Raw genomic sequence first — 24,638 nt, forward strand, 5'->3', positions numbered from 1 at the left:
GTTAACTCTCTTCTTTCAATGTTTCATATTCTTTAATATATAATTTCCCGCTCTCTCTCCATGAAAAATCACACAGCATATTATGTTTTACTATCTGGTTATATTGTGTTATCATGCCATAAAGCGCTAATGCATTTGTAACAGCAGATAACAATGCATGATGGTCAGCTTCGGCAAAGACGATCCCATACCCTTTTTGACTTTTGCTATCAAAAGCTGCATGATCATGTACCGTATCTGCCAACCCTCCTACACTACGCACGATAGGCATCGATCCATAATGCATTGCGATCATCTGTGCCAATCCGCAGGGTTCGAACAATGACGGCATCAAAAAGAAATCTGAAGCTGCATACATACGGTGGGAGAGTGCTTCATCATAACCAAACTCCAGATAGATATTGTCGTGTTTTTTAGCTAACGCTTCGAGTGCGTCATGGTATTTTGCTTCTCCATCTCCCAGTACGACAATATTGCATGCCATTGAAGCCATTTCAGGTAAAGCATCTATGAATATCTCCAAGCCTTTCTGCCATGTAAAACGTCCGATGAATATGATCAGAGGTCTCTGAGGCTCTTTCATCTTTATCTCTTTAAGAAACGCGTTTTTATTGGCTCCTTTGCCTCTTAGGTCTTTATAGGGTGTCACCAGCATTTTGTCGGTGGATGGTGAAAAATGTTCGGTATCTATGCCGTTCACAATGCCTGTCAGTTTACTACTGTGGTATTGCAAGAATCCCTCGAGACCACATCCGAACTCTGGGGTTAATATCTCTTTGGCATAGGTAGGACTGACCGTTGTTATCCTGTCAGAAAAGGCAATCCCTGCCTTCATAAAATTAACCTGTCCGTAAAATTCCAGGCAATCCATATGAAAATATTTCTCATCAATCCCAAGTCTGGCTAATGCTTTTTTTTCAAAGATACCCTGGTAGGCAAGGTTATGAATAGTAAAGAGACTTTTAGTAGCAATCTTTAGCTCATTTTCTAACAGCAGAGGCAGCAGAGCAGTTTGCCAGTCATTGAGGTGTACGAACTCATATTTTTCACGCTTCAATATTTCCAGCATGGCATAATTAAAGAGTGCAAACCGGATATCGTTATCCTCATAACCGCCTTGAGGAGGTCCATAGAGGAATGCTCTGTCACATAACAACGGTGTATAGACAAAACGGTAGGTCATATATTCATATTCGCAAATATAAAGCATAGCAGGATACGTCATCCCTCCCATCCTGATATCAAAGGTTTCTCCCATTTCCTGTATACCAAATACTTCACGGTCTATGAACTGGTAAAGAGGCATGATTACATCAACATCATATGTTTCATTTAATACTCTTGGCAAACTGTATGCTACATCAGCAAGTCCACCGCTTTTAGCAAAAGGGTATACCTCACTTGCAGCAAATAGTACCCGTGTATCACCCATTCTTACTCTCCCTTAAAAGCTTTGCTGCATGTTCAGGTGCAACAGGGTTTATCATGATGCCTGTACTCACTTCAAACCCGGCCATATGATAGAGACGTGGCATAATCCGGATCGAAAAGCGGCACATCTCATCTCTATGTGTGAGTATATCATATTCAAAATCTTTCACCTGTAAAGGCGGTGTACTAATGGAGAGGTTAAAAGTAAAACAACCCAATTGTTTTTTCATATTTTTTAGTATATCAAGTAGCAGTGGTGCGACTTCTGCTATCTTCTCATCATGAAGGGTATCTATCTGTCCCAAAGCCTTTTTAGAACTAATGATCACTTCAAAAGGGTAGGCACTGGCATAAGGACAGTAGGCTGTAAAGTCACCATGCTTAGCCACGATACGTTCATTGGATGCTTCCTCTTGCTCGATCTCTGACTCCAACAAAGCACACGATTTATCCTTATAGTAGGTAAAGCTGCGCTGATACCTCTCTCTTAGCAGTTTCGGAACGATAGGAAGTCCAATGAGTTGTGTATGACAATGGTGCTGCGAAGCTCCTGCCTCACTCCCTTCGTTTTTAAAGAGTGAAATATAGGCAATACGTTCATCCTTTCGCAGATCAGACACTCTTGCCCGCAAGGTTTGTAACCACTGCACCACTGCACGCTCACTCCACTGTGTGATGGAAGTATGGTGTTCAGGTGTATCGATGATCAGTTCATGTGCACCAAAGCCTTCCCAACGCTCAAAAAATCCATAATGGTGTTCATACGGTGCTTCGATCTGTACTGCTTTATAGAGGTTTGGTACCACGCGTGTTTTCCACCCCTTTTCATTTGGAAGTGAATCTTTTTCTCTGATCGAAAAGATCTCAGGAGGTGTCATCGACTCATTTCCTTCACAAAAAGGACAATGCTCCTCCCTGGTGATCTCACCCTTCTCTTCCACACCGTAACAGTGGGGCCGGTGCAAACGCTCGGGTGCGATGATCACATGTGAGCCATGTACACGGTCATGTCTAATATCAGACATCTTTTACCTCCAGTCTGCCAGTGATGGAGATATCCTTACTGAACGGCATCACCATAGCGAAACTGATCCCCTGTACACTGAGGTCAAACCCGTGTTCACTTTGAGAGAGTGTTTTGAGTTGAAAATAGTGGATATCACAGGTCTGATCGAGAGTGATCACGATATTCTGGTTATGTTTTGCATCATAGATCTCAAGTCTATCGGCACCTAACACACTTCCCTGGTCAAGTAAAGGATCAGCATTAATGGTGATAGATTCATAATCACAAAAGTGAAAATTGTGCTCAAGTATGTACTTAAAATCTCCTTCTGCCACCGTAGAAAGGCTGATCTCAAAATCAAATCCGTGTTTATGCGGGATATAACGCTTCTCCATCTTCGCCGGTACTTTTTGCGGGAAATATAAACCCCCATCCCTGGTGAAGAGCACACTCTTTTTATCTACTAAGAGTTCAAAAGACTGATTGGAAAAATCACCAAATTCATGAAAATTACAATGCTTGAAATTATCCAGGCAGAAATTCTCATCGGAGATATGATCGATAAAAGAGTTTTTAAGATACCAGTCATAAATGATCTCATTACGCAAGTCATCGTCGATCTCAACCGCGGCATGGTGGATCGTATCGATCCCCTCCTCTGCCATAGGGACTTCCTCTTTTGGTGCAGTTTCGAACAGACGCTGATGATAGGCCTCTTTGCGACGCGTCAAAGTGTTCTGCCAGTTAAAGCAGGCTTCACGGCTGTCAAATTCAACCAACTGGCCTCCATGTGCCGCATCAAAGCGGAAAATGTGTTTTGGTGTCACTGCTTTCACCTTGTCATAGCCGTCGAGTTCATTTTGATCGGTCACCAACGCGCTTTTTTTCTTATAACGTACATTCTCCGCCTCGATAATATAATGGTAGGCATTGTCTCTGAGGTTTGGCAGATAGAGTCCTCCAAACACCCCATGCCACAACGCATCATTGGTTTGTGATTTATAGAGCGCTGTATCAAAGGCAGATTTGTCTACCTCTTTACGTACTTTTGCAAGCTCCATCATACGTTTATGGAGACGGTTGCTCTCCTCATACTTCACCAGGAAGTTTTTCCAGATACCCCCTTTAAGAAACTTCACCCCCTCTTTCTCATAACGGTCATGTCCCATCTCCTCTTTAAAGGCTTCGAGTTTCAGTGTATCATCTGCACGAAGGCTCCACTCCCCCATCTCATAGTAAGAGACATTAGGCAGATAGGCGATACCGCGTGTAGACTCCTCCTCATAATAGGTACCATAATGCATCGTCTCGATCTCATCATCGGCTAACACAGCCTGTACAAATTTTTCAAGCCACCCTTTTTCATAGACCCATTCATAGGTACCCGGCCACATACCGAACTTCTCTGCATCATCAAAGATGATCGCTGCAGCGTTCTCTTCACGTTTGTATGATTTGATCGCTTTGATCGCGGCATCGACATTCAAAAAAGGGATTGCATACCGCAGCTTCTTGCTGATAGGGAAAAGACCTATCTCGTGTCCTCCCTCTTCACTCATATAATACCCATCCAGTATCTCTTCATCAAAACCGGCACACTGAAAATGGTAATCATCCATGACCGTGTATTGGATACCTGCACGATCGAGGTCAGGAATAAGAGAAGATTCCCAGACACGTTCTGTGAGCCAAAGCCCCTTGGGTGTCTGGTTAAAAGCTGATTTAATGGAGTCACTCAGCATGTTGATCTGAGTCACACGGTCTTCTGAAGGTATTACACTGAGGATCGGTTCATAATACCCTGCAGAAAAGAACTCTATACTTCCATTCTCTGCCAATGTGCTTATCTGTTTATAGAGCTTGGGATGAAATGCCTTGATCTGTTCCATGAGCCATCCGCTGCAGTGGACAGCAAAACGAAACTCCGGATATTTGCTCATCACTTCAAAAAATGGACCATAACAGACTGCCACACCATGTTTGATCACCCATTCGAAATTATCGACGGGTTGATGCATATGAATACCAAAAAGTAGTTTTGTTTTATTTTCCATCTTTTTTTCCCTCTTCTAGTGATTGCTTTTGCATATAGATGTGCATTTATACAAACCAGTTATGGACATACGTTTCATCCATATCAATAAAAAGTGCACCATAACCCGGCATCGTCTGTATGATCTCAGTTCCCTTGAGTATTTCCAAACGAAGATGCACGCTACTGTACTCTTTAAAATGTGTTTTTGAAATAGAGAGTTCTATACGCTCATCCATGGCAAAACGTATACCATCCTTTTCATAAGGGGTATCCATGGAAAAATTGAAGTTAAAATGTTCCCCGGTCTCTTCCACGATGACCTCCAGTTTCATATGCGACATTTTCAAAGATGCTAAATCCCCCTCCAAGGCCAGAAAAATATGTTGATCATCATGACCGTAGTAGATCATATCGATAGGTCCGCGTACCCGGTCCATGGTAGAGTAAAGCTTGGTCTCATCCACAATGCCGCAGCCGATCCATTCAAAAAACGTACCGTGTTTTCCGTCGATCACCGGTGATATGTGTGCATGCGGTTTGAGCAAAAAAGAGACGGTACTCTTCTGCGAAATGATCGGCATGAAAAGATCGGAAGGCGGCTGCATATGCATCAGGCGGTAAATAGTGATAAGATGTTCCCTGAAGAGCTTATCAAATTCCAATCCGAACTCTGTGACATGATCATCACCATACCACCAGAACCAGTCACTGCACTCCGAAGCCAGGAAGTGAAATCGTACTTTTTCTTTCACCTCATCGGGGATCTCCCCCTTATGGTTCTCCACATCACGCCGTGTCTGATAGATCATTTCCCATGCACGATTCTTTTCATTGTGTCCCGACCAGGTATCAAAGTTACCATGTATCCAGCTTCCCGGTGCAAGTCTGTCCAGTTTCCCCTGTCCTGATAAGCGTGAAACTTCATCCATCGTGACCGTATTGCACCAGGAGGTTTGCATAAATTTCCCATAGAGTGCCGTAAAAAAGTCATAGGCATTGTTTTCAAAAAACTCCCAGGCATTTTCACCGTCTAAAATGACAAATACCGTAGCATTCTTTTGTGTATGTCTGAGGTGTTCTACTGCATGCATAAAATGTTCACTAGCGTCATATCCGGATTTAAAGCGATAGGTAAATCCTATCAGGTCACTGAGTCCATGGTCACGAAACCCTATGGTCACATCATTATAGACATAGGGTTTATAGAGGTTCGCACGTGTATCCTCCCCAAGCGACCTGAACAGGATCGCCTCATCGGTGGCTATCCATGTGATCCCGCGTGATTTGTAAATGGCTACACTCTCTTCATCTACTGCACCCTCTGCGGGCCAAAATCCCGTGGGTGCAGTACCAAAGGTCTTTTTATAGAGTGCTATGGAGCGTTCCACCTGCTCAATGGCATCTTCCCTGAGTGACATCGGGTTGTCCGGCAACGTGGTATGTGCATTAGCGCGCTTTGCATTTTCCATATCCAACAGCAGCGGCAATATAGGATGGTTATAGGGTGTCGTAGAAAGTGAGATCACTCCCTCTTCTTGCAACTGGGCATAAAAAGGCAGAATAGTTGCAACAAAATCGCACAATACCTGAAGCAAGTGCGCTTTGTCTGTTTGGGTGAACGCTTTGCCTTTTTGAAACAGTGTTTTTACCACACTGTTTTCACGACGCAGATAATTCCCACACCAGGCGAGCATAAAAAGCATCTCAAAGTCGATAAGCTCTGCATCACTGAGATTTTCCCTATGGTAAAGCAGACTCAAATACTCTATAGGTCTGATCATTGTCTCATACTGTGTTGATTTACACGTTTTAATGAGCCACTCTCTTTCATCACTCTCCAACTTTGAAGGATCTTTTTCCCATAAAGAGAGAAAATAGTCATTTTTCAAAGGCTCTGTATAAAGATTGAGTTGTTCTATCAATGGCGGGGTGATATTGAAAGTCGCCTTTAGACCTTTGTATTGACTTAAGAGCCACGGCATTTCATAATAGTCTTTTATCGCATGGAGGAACACCCACGGCATGCTCATCACTCCGTCACTATCTCTGTAATCGGGTTGGTGCATATGCCAGAAAAAACAGAGATTTAGTGAGGGTTGCATGGTTACTCCTTAGACCATTGTTCAATTTTAGCAGAGTATTCCGCCAAGATCGCTTTACCTTTTTCCTCATTTTCAGACTGGATATACAAGTTAAGGTGATCTCTATACTGATCCGGGATCATAAGGATCCAATCATTTGTATCTAACCATATCTTGACACCATCAAGTGTGGATGACTCTTTTCCTTTCGCATCTGCAAGGAACATACGCATCATCTTTCCTTTCAGTGCCTGTCGACACTCAACCTTCGTTGTTTGATAATAAAAACTCGGTAAAGATGCGATCATTTCTGAAAGTTTGACCTTATGATGCAGCATCATTTCAAGGATCTTCAAACTTGCGAACATAGAATCCCGGTGTGTTGCAAATTCAGTAAAAGCAAAATTGCCTTCACCCGTTGCTACAAGGTCATACTTTTTCATCTTCTCAGCCTTGAAGTTTGCGTATTGTCCCCGTTCTATTTCAAGGTTTTCAAAATAGACAATATCTGCTGCCCATGTCGGAAGAAACACTCTTTTTTTATGACCTGCATCCTTTGCTTCCATATCTAAAAGCAACATTACGGCATAAAGGGCATCCTGCTTGCCAAGTACCTGGCCGTCATCCATTATGATATCCAGACGCTGACCGTAAGGGTGAAGCATAAACCCAGCATCCAGGTTCAGTGCCTGGATCACCGCTTTCATATCTTGTCTTGATTGTTTGATCAACGCATTGATATTGGCAAGACGGTGTTCATTCGCATAGGCATTGAACATAATGTTCTCTACACCGATATCATTTAAAATATCCGGGAAAACATCTGCTGCCATTCCATGCATCATATCGACGGCAACACGACACTCTGCATCTTTCAGTGACGGCAGCAGTGCTTCTATACCCTCTTTATAGGCTTGGTACTCTTTTTCATGGTCAGAGGAGTGTATCTCACCGATATTGGAGTAGTCTACACGCCTGAATATCTCTTTGAAAAATGATTTTTCTACTTTTTTTGCTACATCACTGCTGATACGCAGCGCTTCATCATTATAGAAGGTAATGACCGTACTGGTAGGATCATCGGTCTTTTGACGGAAATAGACACCGGCCGTATATATATCGTATGCAGAGAGGTTACATCGCAGTACGGCAGACGGGATATCATTGTAATCGATCACATTCACCCCCGCAGAGAGAAGCCCTCCCAAAAAAGCACGTTTGAGCATACGTGAGCTTTTATGATAATCTCTGGAGACAAGTACGGTTGAGCCGACAGGAAGTTGTGCCCCAAAGGCTTCAGCAAGTTTTGTCGCCATTTCACAAGAGAGTTCTACATTGGACTTTCCAACCACCATACCGTTTACAAAAATAGAATTTTTGTATTTATTTCCAAGGATCAAACTGTGACTCACGATAGAAGCATCTTCAATTTTTTTATCAGGCCATATGATGACATCTTGTTCGATCTTAGTTAACTGGCCGATCTCACATCCCTCAGCCAGGATCATCCCTGCATTTGCAGTGACATTTTTACCGATCATATTATCATTACATATCACACAACCATCTAGCTTTGCTTTAGCATGTATCTCTACATCATTCCAGATCACAGAGTTTCTGATCTTACTCTCTTTGCCTATCGTGACATTGTCGCCGATCACCACATTCTTGAGCTTTACATCCTTCTTCAGTGTGACATTTTTTCCCAATACCACCGTACCCACAATTTCAATACTTTTATCAAAACTGTATGATCCATCGCTGTAAAGTACACCATCGGGGAAATGTGTTTTTTCTCCATCAATGTTGAACTTGACCTTTCCTGTTAAAATATCATCATAGACATCCCGGTAACTTTCCGGATTTCCTACATCACGCCAGTACCCTTCAGAGTATCCGGCCATCAGGTCGACCCCTTCACGCATCAGTTTGGGGAAAAGGTCCTTGCTGAAATCATAATTCTCATTTTTAGGGATATACTCCAGTATCTCAGGCTCTATGATATAGATACCCGTATTGATCGTGTCACTGAAAACTTCTCCCCAGCTCGGTTTCTCAAGAAATTTTTCGATCTTCCCCTCTTCATTGGCGATCACCACACCAAATTCCAAAGGGTTATCTACAGAGGTTAATGTAATGGTCAGTTTGGACTTTTTTTCTTTATGGTAGTCAAAGATCTTCTGGAAATCAAAATCTGTTACAAGGTCTCCACTGATAATGATAAAGTTCTCATTTCCTATGTACTCTTCTGCCAGTTTTACCGCACCAGCCGTACCATAATCATCATCAGGTACCACATATGTGATCTTAATACCAAATGCACTTCCGTCACCAAAATGCTCTTGAATGATCTCTGGCTTGAAATAGAGTAGAACTATAAACTCTGTAATACCTAAGTCCTTCAAGGTCATCATTGTGTGTTCCATCATCGGTTTATTCATGATAGGTAACATTGGTTTTGGACGAGAATTAGTCAGTGGCTGGATCCTGGTTCCAAATCCACCTGCCATAACAACTGCTTTCATTTCTACTCCTGGTTATGATATCTATGACACGCTAACTATAAAATATCCCTTTATAATTCAAGTAAAGAGTTTTGGCTTCCAAAGGGGGAAGGCACAGAAGAGCACTGATCTTCTGTAAACCATTGCTCACCATTGACCATATATCCAAACTCGAAACTATCACCTTTATTGAGTACCTTTGTAAGGTAATAATCACCATTTTTTTTCTTTTTCATCGGTTCAGCTTTCCAAGTGTTCCACTCTCCCAAAAGTGTTATATCCTCTATCGGGTCCATTGAAGAGACAGTAAAGGTAACCCACACTTTTTCGCCATTCTTTTTAATCGCAAGCATATGTACTCCTTATGAAAGTATTTTTAATTATATACCAAAAAATATCCAACTATTTTTCATATACTGCTTGATTATTAATCAATTATAAAATATGATAACTTTTTATATTTTGACCTAACTAGAATATTTTCCAAGTGCTAATGAAGATACTATAATAAAAAAGATACATTTTAATATCAGTGAGTAGAGTAGAAGAAGAGTTCGAACCCTTGTATGATCAAGAGTCCGAACCTATATGTATTGCAGTATTCTTAATAAAAATAGAGATTAAACACAATTGCTTTGTTTGACCTACTACTTTTATAATTAAATATTTATATTTTATTAGAATTAATCATCATCCTCTTCATCAGGAATGCCGTCATTATCATCGTCGTCATCGTCATCATCATTGATACCATCATTGTCGTCATCGTCGTCATCGTCATCATTCAAGCCATCGTTATCATCATCTACATCATGATTATTTGTGATACCATCACCATCAGTATCATTATCTTCTATACCGTCACCATCATCATCCGTATCCTCATCATCCAAGATACCATCATTATCATCATCGTCATCATCATGATTACTCAAAGTATCATTGTCATCATTGTCATATACATCTAGAAGTCCATCCCCATCCTGATCCATTGGATCATTCTCAAGTTCAACTGAGAGTAGACCATTTTCTATTTCAATTTCCAATATTTCGTCTGAAACACCATCACCGTCACTATCTACAATAAGATCACGATCCATAGCCAGATCTACATGCCCCAGGTTAACATCCCCTTCTGCTCTGAAAAGTGTACTATTACCATCAACTGTGACAATTCCAATAGGTGTGACGACTTTATTATTAGGATCATCTTCGTTTGTCGTCATCACAATACGACAATCAGTATTCAGCGGAACATCTATCTCAAATGGGTGTTGATCCGTACCGTTTTGCACCGATTGAGTGGAGTAGTAACTACCATCTTCACAAAATACTTCTATACGTGTACCTGGAACTGTACCACTCACTTTTGCTGTTGGCTCTACAAGTGTTTGTTGTGTAGAGGTACTCCCTCCACAACCAACCAAAGAAAAACCTACTAGGGTGGAGAACAACCCGCCTGTTAAAATATGAAACCTTTTCAAACCTTATCCTTTACATCATTTAATATATTGTTTAGTTAAATGTTGTTCAAACAGTGAAACCACTTTGATAGCCCGGAAATTTTGAGAGACCCGGACATTCCAGTAGTAGCTTTACTACCTATTTGAAAGAACAAAACAGCCTTGAATTAAATATGATGAGTGAACAACCTATCGAAAGGATTAAAGGAAGTAATGAAGTATTCATTATGGCAACCCCGCTATCTACATGAGACCGGAGGCTTTCCGTCCTTGCTTCGCAACAAGTTTGGCACAACAATAATATTTAATAAATCAGATATATTATACGCAAGAAATATAAAACTTTTTCTCTAATTGGTAACAATTTGATAACATTGATAGGATGCAACAAACCCTATGATCCCTATGTAAAAAATGTATATTTACATTCGGTTAGTGTAGTTCATATACACTTCTTCTTACATAGCAACCAAAAACATGAAAAGCCAATTTCATGTTAACTCCTCATTTAAAACTTCCCCTTGTATTTGGTTGCTATCATCTATCAACATTGCACTTACCCTTTGATACATACCTTTGGTTTTAAAAAAGCTACCCTTCTTGCCAATCCTGCTTTTTCAGTCGCTTCTGCAACGAGATCTACATCCTTATAGGCATCAGGAGCTTCTTCGGCAACACCGCGCATGGATGCAGAACGGATGAGTATACCCTTTTGCGCAAGCTCCTGTACAACTTGCTTTCCTCTCCACAGTTTGAGTGCCTGATGACGGCTCATTGCGCGGCCCGCCCCGTGACTTGCTGAAGAGAAGGCTCTCGCCTCACCCTCTGCGCTGCCTGCCAGTATATAGGATCCCGTTCCCATACTTCCACCGATGATCACAGGTTGACCGACACTCCTATAACGTACCGGTATATCGGGATGTCCTGGACCAAAAGCACGCGTTGCACCTTTACGGTGCACCCATAAGGTACGCTCCACACCATTTACCAAGTGGGTCTCTTTTTTACAGGTATTATGGGAGACATCGTAGAGTGTCTCTAGCTTCACATTTTTAAATAGTCCCTCAAAAACATTTCTGGTCATATGGGTCAGTACCTGCCTGTTTGCCATCGCACAATTGATCGCTGCATTCATAGCACCGATATACTCTTGCCCCTCAGGTGAATGGATAGGTGCACAGGCAAGTTCCCTGTCAGGCAGTGAGATTCCAAGACGTGTTGCAGCTTTTGCAAGCGATACAAGATACTCCGTACCGATCTGATGTCCCAGTGCCCGAGAACCGCAATGGATCGATACAACGATCTGTCCTTCTTTGATACCAAATGCCTCTGCTGCTTTTTCATCATAGATCTTGGCAACTTCCTGAACTTCAAGGTAATGGTTTCCGGAACCAAGAGTCCCTACTTCTCCAAGTTGCCGTTCTTTAGCCAGGGGTGAAATATTCTCAGGCCGTGCACCTTGCATCTTACCCATCTCTTCAATGAAACTCAGGTCTTCACCTAACCCATACCCATGGTGGATCGCCCATTGGGCACCACCTCTAAGAACATCATCCAGCTCATCAACCGTGAGCCTGAGTTTTCCTTCTCTACCTACACCTGCAGGTATCGTACGGGAAAGCTCATCCGCCAGCTTTGTAAGATCTGTAGATGTCAGATCTTCCCTCATCAGGTCCGTACGCAAGCATCGAATACCACAAGAGATGTCAAATCCCACACCACCTGCAGAGATGATACCCCCTTCTTCAGCATCAAAAGCAGCAACGCCTCCTATGGGAAATCCGTAACCCCAGTGTGCATCTGGCATTGTCATAGCTTCACCTACCAAACCCGGCAGAGTAGCGACATTAGTGATCTGCTCCAACACTTTATCATCCATACTTGTCAATAATGGCTCTGAACCGTATAAGCGTATACCGCTTCTTTTTTCTCCAGCCTTTAGAGGAATGGTCCATGTATAATCATCAATCTTTTCCAACAGGTTCATATTCATAACATATCTCCTTTACACATCTACGACACACTGAGCTTCCCAATGATCTTCATCTTCTTTCACAGATAACATGGTCAGTGTTGCCCCTTTGACCTCAGTACCCCGTTCCAGATCTTTATGCCATCTATCCCCCCATGCTTTCCCTCTCCAGGAATCACCCTCTTTATGCAGTTCAAACCGACCCAAAACAAGATGTTTCATATGCGCTAAAGCCAAAAGTGTATTAAGCCACTCTATCAGGGCAAACTCCTTATCTTCTTCCTCGAATGTCACTTCTATCAATTCATCACAATGTAATAGATCTACATCAGCCATTATAGAAAACATCGCCACTGCAGCTGATTCAAATGATTCTTCCAGACTCTTCCCTCTTCCAATAATACCGATATCTGCATCATGATCAAAGTAGCTATATCTTTTGTTCATGTTTGGCCTTCTTTGTTTTGAAAGTTCTATATTTCAATCATATCTTTAAAAAAAGATCCTTACTTATTCTAGCATCATTTTCGTCTTTTACCATCTCCAACTCTACTATTCGTAACTTTATAATTTTATAAAAGCAGTACTCTCTAACTTGTTATCTGTTATGATTATCATAGAATCTGTTACTGAAAAGATGTACATCATGAAATATGAAATCAAGTCTAAAGCTGATAAAAGTGCTCAAGTTCTCTTAAAAGTTATCAGTGAACTTCTTACAGAGATACATCCGCATCATCTTTCTTCTGAGGATATTACACTTGATAGTAGATTTGAAGAAGAGCTTGGTCTGGACAGTCTTTCACGTGTTGAACTGATCGCAAGGGTTGAGAATGAATTCAAACATTCACTACCAGAACGTAGCTACTCTGAAGCAGAAACACCACGGGACATTTTACGTATGCTGCTTGGTACTCAAGAAGCATACACTACCTTTCAGGATTCGGAAATTTCCCCAATAACACTCGATGAAACAAAAGGAACACCTTTTGAAGCAAAAACCCTCGTAGATGTACTGCAATGGCATATAACACAGCATCCGGATCGTCCCCATATCAAGTTCTACCAAGATGATGGTCAAGGCGATGTCATCACTTACGCTCAGCTGGGAAAAGGTGCCGAAAATGTCGCAACTCTGTTGCAGCAACATAGCTTAGAAGCTGGTCAGCCGATCGCAATCATGTTACCCAGCAGTCCGGATTATTTTTTCATATTTCTTGGCATACTGATGGCCGGTGGCATACCCGTACCCATCTATCCACCTGCACGCCCTTCACAGCTTGAGGACCACATACGAAGACATGCAGGAATACTAGATAATTGCCGTGCTAAAATCCTCATTACCGTACCTGAAGCCAAGCATGTTGCAAAGCTTCTAAAATCGCTGGTCCCTAACCTTCAAGATATCGTATCCACTGCTGACTTGAAGGACTCCTCCTCAAGTGCAATACTTCCAAGCATACATAATCAGGATATCGCATTTATACAATATACGTCAGGAAGTACAGGAAACCCTAAAGGCGTAGTACTGACACATGCCAATCTTCTTAATAATATCAGAGCCATGGGGAAAGTTGTCAAAGCAGGCCCCAAAGATGTTTTTGTCAGTTGGCTGCCGCTTTATCATGATATGGGCCTTATTGGTGCCTGGCTTGGAAGTCTCTACTACTCTGCACTTTTTGTAGTCATGTCACCATTAGATTTTTTGGCCAGACCTGAACGCTGGTTATGGGCGATCCACCGATATCAGGGTACACTCTCCGCATCACCAAACTTCGGATATGAGTACAGTATGCATCGCTTAAAAGATACCGATCTGACGGGCTTGGATCTTAGCTCATGGCGTGCTGCATTCAACGGAGCAGAAGCAGTCAGCCCTGAAACAGTAGAAGAGTTCACTAAACGATTTGCACCGTTTGGATTTAACAAAGATGCGATGATGCCTGTTTACGGCCTTGCAGAATCTTCCGTCGGCTTGGCATTTCCGCCACTCGGTCGTGGTGTACATATCGACCATATAGACCGCACGACTTTCACTCGTACAGGAAGTGCCTTAAATACAATACAGAATGAGAGCAATGTTTTAAGATTTGTCAGTTGCGGGTTGCCTCTTCCTGGACACCAGATCAGAATCGTAGATGACAGGGGACATGAACTTCCTGAACGTCAAGAAGGACGTTTGGAGTTTCGTGGTCCCTCTTCGACCAGCGGCTACTACCGTGATGCCAAAAAGACGCAAACCCTTTTTGACGGAGAGTGGCTAGATACAGGTGATCTGGCCTATATTGCCAACGGAGAACTTTATGTAACCGGACGGATCAAGGACATTATCATACGTGCCGGACGCAATATCTATCCGGATGAACTGGAAAAGATGGTAGGAGATATACCAAATATCCGAAAGGGGTGTGTGGCAGTATTTGCCAGTATGGATCAAAAAAAACAGACAGAAAAACTGGTTATTTTAGCTGAAACACGAAGTGAAGATCCGAATGAACACCAAAGATTGCGTAACGACATCAATGCACTGTCGATCGATCTGACCGGAATACCGCCAGATGAAGTTCTCTTAGTACCTCCCGGGAGCGTTCTAAAGACTTCAAGCGGAAAGATCAGACGTTCTGCAAGCCGTGAACGTTATGAAAAAGGAATGATCACTAAAAAGCCCCAAAATATAGTATGGCAGGTAGTCAGACTAGGCCTTAGCGGTATCAAACCTGGATTAGGACGTCTAAAACACTATCTTGGCAGCCTTTTCTTTGCTTTATATAGTTGGTCCGTCTTTGCTTTGGTTACACCGGTTGCATGGCTCTCTATGATACTCTTGCCAAAGTTTTCCATGCGATGGCGTATGTTACAAGGCTGTACAAAATTTCTAGCCTATGCAACTGCCACACCGCTCAGAGTCAATGGTGTTGAGAACCTTCCACCTGAAGGAACATCTTGCGTCTTGGTTGCCAATCATGCAAGTCTTCTTGATGCCGCTGTCCTCATAGCAGCGCTGCCACGTCATTTTCGATTTATTGCCAAGTCCGAGTTCACTAAAGACTTTTATACCCGTCTACCATTGGAAAAGATCCATACGGAATTTGTTGAACGTTTTGAGATTACTAAAAGTGTTCGTGATACAGAACATCTTCGTACCGTCCTCGAATCAGGCCATGCATTGTTCTTTTTCCCTGAAGGGACTTTCAACCGGGTTCCCGGTCTTATGCCGTTTCGGTTGGGTGCATTCAGCATTGCAGCTGGGGCAAATGTACCGGTTATTCCCATAGCGATCAGAGGTACACGATCGATACTGCAAGATACCTCCTGGTTCCCTCATCACAGTCCGGTTCACATAGAGATAGGTAGCCCTATCGATCCGGAGAAGATTAGATCCAAAACAGAGGTAAAAGAGTGGGATGTAGCTATAGATTTGCGCGATCAAAGCCGCGAATTTATTTTGCGGCACTGTGGCGAACCGGATATTGCATAAATATCATAGAGCACGCTTAGCCCTCTGTATTTTTCTTCATCTCCCTCTCACGCAGCAAGCGACGCATCACTTTACCCATGACATTTTTAGGTAATGCGTCTACAAATTCGACAGATGATGGGATCTTGAATCTTGCCAGGTGTTCTCTAAGGTATTCGATGATCTCGTACCCTTCAGCCTCTTGGTCCGATTTTAGCACTATAAATGCCTTTATCTCTTCACCTTTGTACTCATGCGGAATACCCACAACCGCTGCATCTTCGACTTTAGGGTGGGTGAAGCACACCTTTTCCACTTCTGTTGGTGATACGTTCAATCCTTTAACGATGATGATATCCTTTTTCCTGTCAACCACATAAAAATAGCCCTCTTCATCCATTTTGACAATATCACCGGTATAGAGCCAACCCTCTCTTATCGCTTCATTTGTCATTTCAGTCTGTTTCCAGTACCCCTTCATCATCTGCGGACCCTTTATGATAAGCTCCCCCTCTTTTCCCACCTCCATCTCTTCTCTCCCCTTTTCAAGATCAACGATCTTACACTCTGTATCGGGCATGGGTATACCGATGGAGTTAGGTTTATTTAGACCATTCATCGGATTGGCATGGGTTACAGGAGATGCTTCTGAAAGTCCATAACCTTCAACCAGTTTTGAACCTGTCACTTCCACAAACCTTTTTTTGACACTCTCTATCAACGGTGCACCTCCGCAAATGCATGCCCTTACAGAACTGAGATCATACTTTGCCACACTCTTATAGTTACCCAATGCTGCATACATTGTAGGTACGCCCGGCATGATCGTGATCTGCTCTTTTTCCATCGTTTTTAAAATATACGCCAAGTCTCTGGGATTAGGAGTCAATACCAGTGTGCCCGCACAGCTCATCGTATAACTCAGACAGGCTGTCATACCGAAGCTGTGAAAGAAAGGAAGCCATCCCAACACACGCTCCTGGCCTTCAACCGTATCAGTCACCCATGCCCTGCACTGAAGTGCATTGACGACAAGATTGTAGTGGCTGAGCATCACACCCTTAGGTGTACCTGTTGTGCCACTGGTGTACTGCAGTAACGCTATATCTTCAGGTTCAACCCCTGTATCAGTCCTCTTATCACTGCTTTGCTGCATCAACTCTTCCAGCCAATAATCTGTCGCATCTATACTCACCCTATCCTCTTTCTCTCTTAAAAGAGTAAAGAGGGTCCTGGTGAAGAGGGGGAAGTACTCTTTGACATTTGTAACAATGATGTTTTTAAGCACTGTTTCCTCTTTGATCGCTTGGATGATCGGATAAAAACGACTCATAACGATCACACTTTTAGCACCAGAGTCATTAAGCTCGTATGCCACTTCTGCAGACTTAAAAAGAGGATTGATAGGAACAGCAATAGCGCCTATCTTCAAAATACCATATAACATAATAATAAACTGGGGTGTATTGGCAAGATAAAGTGCCACACGATCACCTTTTTGTACACCCAGGTCTGTAAGAGCATTTGCAGCTTTGTTTACCAGTCTATCAAGCTTGCTATAAGAGATATCATTCCCCAGATAGGAGAGAGCCCTGTTGTGGGGATATTTGGAAGCTGACTCATCCAAAAAAGTAAAAAGTGGTACTTTAGGGTACTCTAAAGTGGCAGGTACACCCTGATCATAATACTTTAACCAAATTTTTTCATCATATATCATCTATCTCTCCTTTTTGATCGGAGAAGATGGTCCAAAGAAAAGTACAATGAATAGAAGTAAAAAGAGAATAACCGTTCCATTCACAAACCCCTTCTTTTTTTAGTGGCTGTCTTATAAATTCACTTTTACTCATCATAACCTATCCTGAGAAAAAAAGTCAAGAAGGTTTAATGTCTTTATTTCAACTTCACTATTTCAAACTTTTTCCCTACTGTTGAAATAAGGCTTTATAACCCAAACTAAAATAATAATGATCAATACAAGTGCTATAAATTGTTCGATCTTTTTAATTTTTCCAAAAACATGTTCTGCACCTGTACCCAATATGTACCCTAATGATATTCCCAACATACTCCATACTATGATACCCAGTGTATTAAAAAGAGTAAATTTTTTATGAAGATACCCATAAGTACCCAGTGTTACAGGAAACAATATCGCACCACTATAAATAAATCGTCCACTAAAGGCTAACCAGATTCCCCGTTTTTTTACAGAGTCTTCAAGCTTTTTTATTCTTTGTTGAAGTAATGGAAATCTGTTTAGTATATTTTGACCATAATATCTACCTACAAAGTACCAAAACTGATCGCCTATAAGTGCTCCAAATATAGCCACAAGTATCGTCTCTTCTAAAGATAACATCCCAAAATAACACAATATCCCAGAGACAATGATCATAATGGTTCCTTCAGTCATCATACCAAAAAATACAATCCATAAACCATATTGTGAAACAAGTGGTGTAAATTCTTCCAACATACTTTTTTATCCTTATTTTATCATTATACTTAATTGTAAATATAACCTTATAATACATACATAATATGGCTATTTTTATATTAATGAATTCAATGTTGACGGTGAGGGATTGGAACTATTGAAACCCCTTATTCTGCATACCATATGCATCTTATCTATATTCTTCTCTATGTCTCTACGATTACGAAAAACGTTTCAAAACTCCCAACACGTAATCGATATCTTCTACTGTATGATTGGCAGAAACCTGAAACCTTATCTCCTCATCTCCCTTTGGAACTACGGGAAAGTTCAGGCCTGTGGCAAGAATGCCATTCTCAAAAAGATGCTTCACTAGTCTGGAAGTCTTTTTTGTATCCCTTATCATAAGAGGTACAATGGGATGCTCTCCCGGTATGATTTCATAACCAAGATCTTTTAACCCCTCTTCAAGCTGGCGGGTGAGTGTGCGAAGCTTTTCTAGTAATTTCAGACCATGGGGGCTGTCAAGTATATCAAGAGACTTCATGGCCGCTGCTGCTTCAGAGGGGGTAATGGGATTGGAAAAGATATAAAAAGGGGCTGTCTCTCTCAGATAATCAATGACGGTTTCACTCGAAACCACATAGCCGCCATTGACGCCGAGGGCCTTTCCGAGGGTTGCAATGTGGATATCGGCTTTTGTACCGGTCACCTCCTCTGTTCCCCGACCGGTCTTACCGAAGGCCCCCACACCGTGTGAGTCGTCGACAACCGTAATGATCCCCTCTTCAAACTTTTCTTCATATCTTTTGCAGATACCAACGATCTCATTAAGGGGTGCATGGTCTCCCCGCATACTGAAAATACCGTCGGTCACAACGATGATCCGTCTGCATTTGCCGGAGTATCGCTTGATGGTACCTTCAAGCTCTTCCATATCAAGGTGCCTATATACCGCTTTTTCAGCGGGGTGTGCCAGCCTGATGGCGTTGATGATGCAGTTATGGTTCAATTCATCACTGATGACAACCGTCTCTTCTGTTATAAGCTGCGGGAGGACGCCCATAACGGCAGAATAGGCGGCACTGAAGATCATTGCGGCTTCTCTACTGCAGAAGGTGGCCAGTTTCTTTTCGAGTGTCACATGAGGCTCAAAGGTACCGCTGATAAAACGGACGGCACCCGGCCCGCTACCAAATCGGTATGACGCCTCCTCTTCGGCTTGAATGACATCTTTATTTATTGATAAGCCTAGGTAGCTGTTGGAATTCATCTGCAAGAAAGACTTATTTCCCTCTCCTTCGAGGGTAACCCTCGGTCCGAAACCACCTTCTGCTCCCATGATCCCGGTGATGATCTTTTCATGCCGTTTACTGGCACCCTTTGAATCTATGGCTTCAAGCTGTTGCTTTAAAGGAATTTCAAGCTTTTCAAGTGACATTGGAGTTCTCCTTTTTCAACTGTTCGATCATATCTTTCGTCATTGATTCCATATCATATTCGGGCTGCCAGCCCCATTCGGCTCTTGCTGCGCTGTCATCCATTTTATGAGGCCAGCTGTCGGCGATTTCCTGCCTTATGGGGTCGACTTCGTAAGTCATGCTAAAATCGGGGAGCTCTTTTTTAATGGAATCATATAATTGCTCCGGAGTAAAACTCATAGCCGTGATATTATAGGCATTACGGTGGGTCAGCATCCCCGCATCCGCCTCCATAAGCTCGATGACCGCCCGAATGGCATCGGGCATGTACATCATGTCCAGACGCGTTCCTTCTTTCAGAAAGCATCGGTAGGGTTCGTTTTTTACAGCAGCATAGAAGATCTCAACGGCATAATCGGTTGTTCCTCCACCTGGCGGTGTTTTATAGGAGATCAAGCCGGGAAAGCGGACTCCGCGGACATCCATATCATACTTTTTAACGTAGTAGTCGCAAAGCAGTTCACCAGCCACTTTTGTAATACCATAAAGCGTATTGGGACGCTGGATAGTCACCTGAGGGGTATTGTCCGGTGGTGTGGATGGCCCAAAGGCCCCGATTGAGCTAGGGAAGAAGAGCATGCAGTGAGAGTGACGGGAAACTTCAAGGACCGTCTGTAACCCATTCATATTGACATGCCATGCAAGCTGGGGGTTCTCTTCCGCTTTTGCCGAAAGAAGCGCTGCAAGATGATAGATAGTATCAATGCTGTACCTTTTTACAAGAGCTGAAATGGCTTCGTCATCTGTCGTGTCAATGATCTCATAGGGGCCGGAATCAATAAATGCATCATCGGGCTTCCTACGGTGTCCCGCAGCCACTACATTGTCTCTTCCATATTTATCTCTGAGAACAGGGACGAGCTCAGAGCCTATCTGACCTGTTGCACCGGTGACTAATATCCGTTTCATTTTTTTTCCTGTTGCATCATAATATTTTTTCCCTGCCAACATGGAAGGATTCAACAAGCCATATCTCTTATTAAGGTCTAACCTTCTTTGTTTTGTAAGTTCTACTGTTTTCAAGACATCTTTTAAGAAAAATTCTTACTTATTGTAGCATCATTCTAGTGAACCAATAGGAAACATTACATACAGGTTTTCAGACTCTGCCAAATGACTATACAGTCGATATTTTTTCATGACGACATAATCATACTGATCATTGTCTTTACTTCGTTCTATGAATTGTCGTATAATGAAGGAGTATTATGAAGAAGGGTTAACATGAAAAAGATTATGATATTAAGCGGTGCCGGACTCTCTGCTGAAAGTGGCATCCATACCTTTAGGGACCATGATGGCCTTTGGGAAAATCACGATGTCATGAAAGTCTGCTCTACGCAAGGGTGGATCGAAGATCACAAATATGTCACCCGTTTTTACAACGAAAGAAGACGTGATCTTGAATTTAAAGAGCCTAATCCTGCGCATAAGGTGCTGGCCCAACTTGAACATGACTATCGCGGTAGACTCATCCACCTGACCCAAAATATAGATAACCTTATGGAGAAAGCGGGTGCCAAAGATGTGATACACCTTCACGGTACACTCACTGATCTACGGTGTGAAGCTTGTACAGAGACGTTTAATGTTGGTTATGCACCTCAAGAAGGCAATGAATATTGTCCGCATTGTGGCAATACAAGGGTCCGCCACAATGTTGTCATGTTTGGCGAAGCTGCACCAGAGTACAGCCACATCCAAGAGGCTATCAGACATAGTACTCTTTTCATCGCTATTGGTACCAGCGGCACTGTGATCGACATTGTTCCCATTGCAAAAGAGTTTAAACACTCTATTCTTATTGATCCTAAACGTCATGGGACTGCAAGTAAATTTGACCCTCATACATACATAGATGAGTACTTTGAGCATTTCATTCAAAAAAAAGCGGGTGAAGCAATGGATGACATGATGGCTATTATCAAAGATCATATGGATGGTCGATTATAATTAGAAATCCATTATATGGTATTTATAGATTTTATATAGTGTATGGTGGACAGCGAGGGAATCACACACTAGATTAAATCCCTTAAACGCCTTAAAATATAATGACTTTACATTTTCTTCAATGTGCTGAAAGAGTATATTGTTAAATCTTGTTTATTCATACTTATTTCACACTTTTACTTTACAATTCTCTCATCTTTTAAAGAAAGAAAGGAAAAATATGAAAAAAATTATGATAGCACTACTTTTTGTAGCAGGTTTGGCATCGGTAGCTTCGGCACATCACATGGCAGCGTATGATGACGCAGGTATCTATATCCCTGAAACATCGCCGCACTTGGATATGGTGTTTTAATAACCCTTACTTCTCCCGCTTTTTAGGATAATAATCCTACTTTAATACATGCCCGATTTTGGGCATGTATCCTTTATCTTAAAAACTTTTACTTTTTTATGTACTAGATCCGTCCTCAAATCCAGACTCTTACTCATTTTTATCGTTTAATCACTGTAGTAGAAATCCATATCAAAGGTTATTAGATATCGAATCTTGACACGCTTGAGAGAAAGGATCCAATATACAAGGATCCAATGGACATCCCGTTGCAGTAGGATCCACCAAACAAGGATCATACCCTGGACATCCAGGTGTTGTCAATGGATTATTTATTACACAAGGATCCAAAGGACATCCCGTAGCAGTAGGATCCATATCACATAAGTCTTTAACTGTGATATTTACATCAGCAATATTAGAGGATGCTTGATTTTCATCAACTACTTTAAAGGTAAAGTGATCCGGTCCACTGTAACCTTGGTTCGGTGTATATGTTACATCACCCGTAGTTTCATCAATTAAAACAATATTTCCGTTTGATGTATTGGTTTCAATCACAAAAGTGAATGTATCATTGTCTTTATCACTACCTGTTAACTTGAAGTCTGTTGGAGTTTCGTAATCAACTGTAATATTCTTATCATCTGCCATGGGTGCATTATTATAATTACCCCTTGTAAGGTTTGATTTAATAACATTTATGTTTATGGTTGTTGTTATAGATGTTTTATTCAGATTATCATCATAAGAATTTTCAGTTAGTTGGATAGAGTCTTCACCAATATAATCGGTTGTAGGTGTGTATAATACTTTATAAACATCAAAATCAACATTATCGCCGCCCCCACTACAGCCATAAGGATTAAAACAAATTTTTCTCGTAATAGTTCCAGGAACAATTTTTACCGTGCCATGCGTTGGATATTTCACTAGTTCATAAGGTTCTACCCCCTCACTATAGTTTTTTCTTTCAAAATCATGAACCATCACATCTACACTATTCATTGGAACTTCTACATCTTTTTCTTCATCCCCACATCCTGTTAATATTAATGTTTGAAATATCAACACACTTATAAGAAAAATATATTTCCCTAATTTTTGTCTCATCTTTTCCCCTTTTTTAAAGATGCATAAATTATATATAAAACATGCTAATAAAATTCTATATCTATATTACTTTATATAATAACTTACTATATTATGTTACTGTTTCTCCTCGTTCCCACGTACACCGTCCAAACAAGGAGAAAGGAGAAATCAGTATTTACATTCCGTTAGTGTAAATCATATAAACTTCTTCTACATAGCAACCAAAAACATGAAATTTATTTTTCATGATTAACTCCTCAACTTTAAACTTCCTCCCCTTTTGGTTGCTATCATTACAACTATGACAATTTGAAATATTTTTTGCTCGTTCCCATTCTCCCCGATGGGAATACATACTTCAACCACATCCAAACCCTTAGAACTTTAACCTATAGAATGCTTTCTTCTCAAGTATATATGTAATATATGAAAGTAAATAATAGTTAAGTAAAACATCATAACTATGGATTAGCTTTTTTACAATTAAATAGGTTTTTTGGGGGGGATTAAATAAGTAGTGGCGGACAGTGAGGGATTCGAACACTAGGACAAATCCCTAAAACGCCCTATTTTAGGGCATGAATAAATTAAATAGTTGGCTGTTGGCATACAAATAACATACAAATTTGGCAGAGTCTGCCAAATCATAAAAAAATTCTTAAACCATTTTTTCTACTAAAATATGACAAAGATATAACATATAAATAGTTATACTAATTTATAATTATCAAAAAACTGCTAGGACTTAAAGAAACTTATGAGTAAGATTGAGAAAAATGTAAGAACAAATTACATTCTTATTGATTATGAGAATGTTCATCCTTTATCATTTGATTTACCCAAAGACTATCCTTTTAAAGTTATTTTATTTGTAGGATCAAGTCAAAATAAAATACCTATTGAATTAGTTACCTCAATGCAAATGCTAGGAACGAATGCAGAGTATGTAAAAATTGAAGGTAATGGGAAAAATGCTCTTGATTTTCATGTGACTTTTTATCTTGGTAGCTTATTTGAAAAAGACCCAAATGGATATTTTCATATTATTTCTAAAGATTCTGGTTTTGATGTACTAATTAAACATCTAAGAAATAAAAAGATATTAGTTCAACGTCATAAGCAAATTATTGATATCCCTGCATTAAAAATATCCAATTCAAAAACACTTGAAGAAAAAATACAAACAGTTAAGGATTATTTGACATCAAGAGGTAATGCAAAACCAAGAAAGGTTACAACACTATCAAATACTATTAATGCCTTATTTATGAAAGTTTTAAGTGACAAAGAACTGGATACATTAATTGATAAACTAGCTCAAAAAAAGCTTATTAGAATTGAAGAAACAAAAGTTCACTATAACTTCAAATAGTAGTAATGCAATAT

Annotated in this window: 18 protein-coding genes and 1 riboswitch; of the genes, 4 read left to right on the top strand and 14 right to left on the bottom strand. The window is 41.1% G+C overall.

Annotated features, from left to right (window positions below):
* Position 1: 1 nt before the first annotated feature.
* From MN086_RS06215 to MN086_RS06255, 9 genes are all read right to left on the bottom strand, one after another.
* On the bottom strand, positions 2 to 1,432 hold the full coding sequence (locus MN086_RS06215; RefSeq protein ID WP_248575151.1) for a glycogen synthase: 1,431 nt from the start codon (positions 1,430 to 1,432) through the stop codon (positions 2 to 4).
* Positions 1,425 to 2,456: a DUF4931 domain-containing protein gene (locus MN086_RS06220; RefSeq protein ID WP_248575152.1), complete on the bottom strand. Its 1,032-nt coding sequence runs from the start codon at positions 2,454 to 2,456 to the stop codon at positions 1,425 to 1,427. Before MN086_RS06220 ends, MN086_RS06215 begins: the two co-directional genes overlap by 8 nt.
* Positions 2,449 to 4,491 (bottom strand): alpha-amylase/4-alpha-glucanotransferase domain-containing protein, encoded by a 2,043-nt coding sequence (locus MN086_RS06225; protein ID WP_248575153.1) that lies wholly within the window; start codon positions 4,489 to 4,491, stop codon positions 2,449 to 2,451. Before MN086_RS06225 ends, MN086_RS06220 begins: the two co-directional genes overlap by 8 nt.
* 46 nt (positions 4,492 to 4,537) lie before the next feature.
* A complete protein-coding gene (locus MN086_RS06230) occupies positions 4,538 to 6,574 on the bottom strand; it encodes a glycoside hydrolase (RefSeq protein WP_248575154.1) in 2,037 nt (678 codons plus the stop codon).
* Positions 6,575 to 6,576: 2 nt separating this feature from the next.
* Positions 6,577 to 9,078: a sugar phosphate nucleotidyltransferase gene (locus MN086_RS06235; protein ID WP_248575155.1), complete on the bottom strand. Its 2,502-nt coding sequence runs from the start codon at positions 9,076 to 9,078 to the stop codon at positions 6,577 to 6,579.
* Between the two features lie 50 nt (positions 9,079 to 9,128).
* Positions 9,129 to 9,410 carry a hypothetical protein gene (locus MN086_RS06240; RefSeq protein WP_248575156.1) on the bottom strand — a complete coding sequence of 94 codons (282 nt, stop codon included), beginning with the start codon at positions 9,408 to 9,410 and terminating at the stop codon, positions 9,129 to 9,131.
* A gap of 330 nt (positions 9,411 to 9,740) precedes the next feature.
* Complete coding sequence (locus MN086_RS06245) at positions 9,741 to 10,541, bottom strand: hypothetical protein (protein ID WP_248575157.1); 801 nt, start codon at positions 10,539 to 10,541, stop codon at positions 9,741 to 9,743.
* A 205-nt stretch (positions 10,542 to 10,746) separates the two neighbouring features.
* Positions 10,747 to 10,821, bottom strand: a riboswitch (cyclic di-GMP riboswitch).
* A gap of 255 nt (positions 10,822 to 11,076) precedes the next feature.
* Entirely contained in the window at positions 11,077 to 12,513 is a 1,437-nt protein-coding gene (locus tag MN086_RS06250; RefSeq protein WP_248575158.1) for an RtcB family protein, read from the bottom strand.
* A 12-nt stretch (positions 12,514 to 12,525) separates the two neighbouring features.
* A complete protein-coding gene (locus MN086_RS06255; RefSeq protein ID WP_248575159.1) occupies positions 12,526 to 12,939 on the bottom strand; it encodes an archease in 414 nt (137 codons plus the stop codon).
* A gap of 199 nt (positions 12,940 to 13,138) precedes the next feature.
* On the opposite strand from MN086_RS06255, the gene MN086_RS06260 reads away from it, so the two are divergent.
* On the top strand, positions 13,139 to 15,970 hold the full coding sequence (locus MN086_RS06260) for an AMP-binding protein (RefSeq protein WP_248575160.1): 2,832 nt from the start codon (positions 13,139 to 13,141) through the stop codon (positions 15,968 to 15,970).
* Positions 15,971 to 15,986: 16 nt separating this feature from the next.
* Here the strand turns inward: MN086_RS06260 and MN086_RS06265 are convergent, their stop codons facing one another.
* The 4 genes from MN086_RS06265 to MN086_RS06280 form a co-directional block, all read right to left on the bottom strand.
* Positions 15,987 to 17,666 carry a long-chain fatty acid--CoA ligase gene (locus MN086_RS06265; RefSeq protein ID WP_248575161.1) on the bottom strand — a complete coding sequence of 560 codons (1,680 nt, stop codon included), beginning with the start codon at positions 17,664 to 17,666 and terminating at the stop codon, positions 15,987 to 15,989.
* Positions 17,667 to 17,861: 195 nt separating this feature from the next.
* Positions 17,862 to 18,428 (bottom strand): DedA family protein, encoded by a 567-nt coding sequence (locus MN086_RS06270; protein ID WP_248575162.1) that lies wholly within the window; start codon positions 18,426 to 18,428, stop codon positions 17,862 to 17,864.
* A 181-nt stretch (positions 18,429 to 18,609) separates the two neighbouring features.
* Positions 18,610 to 19,830, bottom strand: coding sequence for an aminotransferase class I/II-fold pyridoxal phosphate-dependent enzyme (locus MN086_RS06275; protein WP_371875202.1), 1,221 nt, complete (start codon positions 19,828 to 19,830; stop codon positions 18,610 to 18,612).
* Positions 19,820 to 20,779 carry an L-threonine 3-dehydrogenase gene (locus MN086_RS06280; protein WP_248575163.1) on the bottom strand — a complete coding sequence of 320 codons (960 nt, stop codon included), beginning with the start codon at positions 20,777 to 20,779 and terminating at the stop codon, positions 19,820 to 19,822. The genes MN086_RS06275 and MN086_RS06280 overlap by 11 nt, the downstream gene beginning before the upstream one ends.
* A gap of 315 nt (positions 20,780 to 21,094) precedes the next feature.
* Here MN086_RS06280 and MN086_RS06285 point away from each other — a divergent pair, with 315 nt between their 5' ends.
* Together MN086_RS06285 and MN086_RS11010 are read left to right on the top strand one after the other, a co-directional pair.
* Positions 21,095 to 21,823, top strand: a complete 729-nt coding sequence (locus MN086_RS06285) for a Sir2 family NAD-dependent protein deacetylase (RefSeq protein WP_248575164.1) — start codon at positions 21,095 to 21,097, stop codon at positions 21,821 to 21,823.
* A gap of 220 nt (positions 21,824 to 22,043) precedes the next feature.
* The gene (locus MN086_RS11010; protein ID WP_255344705.1) at positions 22,044 to 22,178 is read left to right on the top strand and encodes a hypothetical protein; all 135 of its coding nucleotides are present in this window, start codon (positions 22,044 to 22,046) and stop codon (positions 22,176 to 22,178) included.
* Between the two features lie 171 nt (positions 22,179 to 22,349).
* Here the strand turns inward: MN086_RS11010 and MN086_RS06290 are convergent, their stop codons facing one another.
* Entirely contained in the window at positions 22,350 to 23,270 is a 921-nt protein-coding gene (locus MN086_RS06290) for an Ig-like domain-containing protein (protein WP_248575165.1), read from the bottom strand.
* A 739-nt stretch (positions 23,271 to 24,009) separates the two neighbouring features.
* Between MN086_RS06290 and MN086_RS06295 the strand changes: the two genes are divergently transcribed.
* A complete protein-coding gene (locus tag MN086_RS06295) occupies positions 24,010 to 24,624 on the top strand; it encodes a PIN domain-containing protein (RefSeq protein ID WP_248575166.1) in 615 nt (204 codons plus the stop codon).
* Positions 24,625 to 24,638: the final 14 nt, after the last annotated feature.

The sequence above is a fragment of the Sulfurovum sp. XGS-02 genome (assembly GCF_023213175.1).
Lineage (GTDB): Bacteria > Campylobacterota > Campylobacteria > Campylobacterales > Sulfurovaceae > Sulfurovum.

Bases quoted from the DNA above. Each gene is read 5' to 3' on its own strand.
- MN086_RS06215 (WP_248575151.1), bottom strand. From the start codon at position 1,432: ATGGGTGATACACGGGTACTATTTGCTGCAAGTGAGGTATACCCTTTT.
- MN086_RS06220 (WP_248575152.1), bottom strand. From the start codon at position 2,456: ATGTCTGATATTAGACATGACCGTGTACATGGCTCACATGTGATCATC.
- MN086_RS06225 (WP_248575153.1), bottom strand. From the start codon at position 4,491: ATGGAAAATAAAACAAAACTACTTTTTGGTATTCATATGCATCAACCC.
- MN086_RS06230 (WP_248575154.1), bottom strand. From the start codon at position 6,574: ATGCAACCCTCACTAAATCTCTGTTTTTTCTGGCATATGCACCAACCC.
- MN086_RS06235 (WP_248575155.1), bottom strand. From the start codon at position 9,078: ATGAAAGCAGTTGTTATGGCAGGTGGATTTGGAACCAGGATCCAGCCA.
- MN086_RS06240 (WP_248575156.1), bottom strand. From the start codon at position 9,410: ATGCTTGCGATTAAAAAGAATGGCGAAAAAGTGTGGGTTACCTTTACT.
- MN086_RS06250 (WP_248575158.1), bottom strand. From the start codon at position 12,513: ATGAATATGAACCTGTTGGAAAAGATTGATGATTATACATGGACCATT.
- MN086_RS06255 (WP_248575159.1), bottom strand. From the start codon at position 12,939: ATGAACAAAAGATATAGCTACTTTGATCATGATGCAGATATCGGTATT.
- MN086_RS06260 (WP_248575160.1), top strand. From the start codon at position 13,139: ATGAAATATGAAATCAAGTCTAAAGCTGATAAAAGTGCTCAAGTTCTC.
- MN086_RS06265 (WP_248575161.1), bottom strand. From the start codon at position 17,666: ATGATATATGATGAAAAAATTTGGTTAAAGTATTATGATCAGGGTGTA.
- MN086_RS06270 (WP_248575162.1), bottom strand. From the start codon at position 18,428: ATGTTGGAAGAATTTACACCACTTGTTTCACAATATGGTTTATGGATT.
- MN086_RS06275 (WP_371875202.1), bottom strand. From the start codon at position 19,830: ATGTCACTTGAAAAGCTTGAAATTCCTTTAAAGCAACAGCTTGAAGCC.
- MN086_RS06280 (WP_248575163.1), bottom strand. From the start codon at position 20,779: ATGAAACGGATATTAGTCACCGGTGCAACAGGTCAGATAGGCTCTGAG.
- MN086_RS06285 (WP_248575164.1), top strand. From the start codon at position 21,095: ATGAAAAAGATTATGATATTAAGCGGTGCCGGACTCTCTGCTGAAAGT.
- MN086_RS11010 (WP_255344705.1), top strand. From the start codon at position 22,044: ATGAAAAAAATTATGATAGCACTACTTTTTGTAGCAGGTTTGGCATCG.
- MN086_RS06290 (WP_248575165.1), bottom strand. From the start codon at position 23,270: ATGAGACAAAAATTAGGGAAATATATTTTTCTTATAAGTGTGTTGATA.
- MN086_RS06295 (WP_248575166.1), top strand. From the start codon at position 24,010: ATGAGTAAGATTGAGAAAAATGTAAGAACAAATTACATTCTTATTGAT.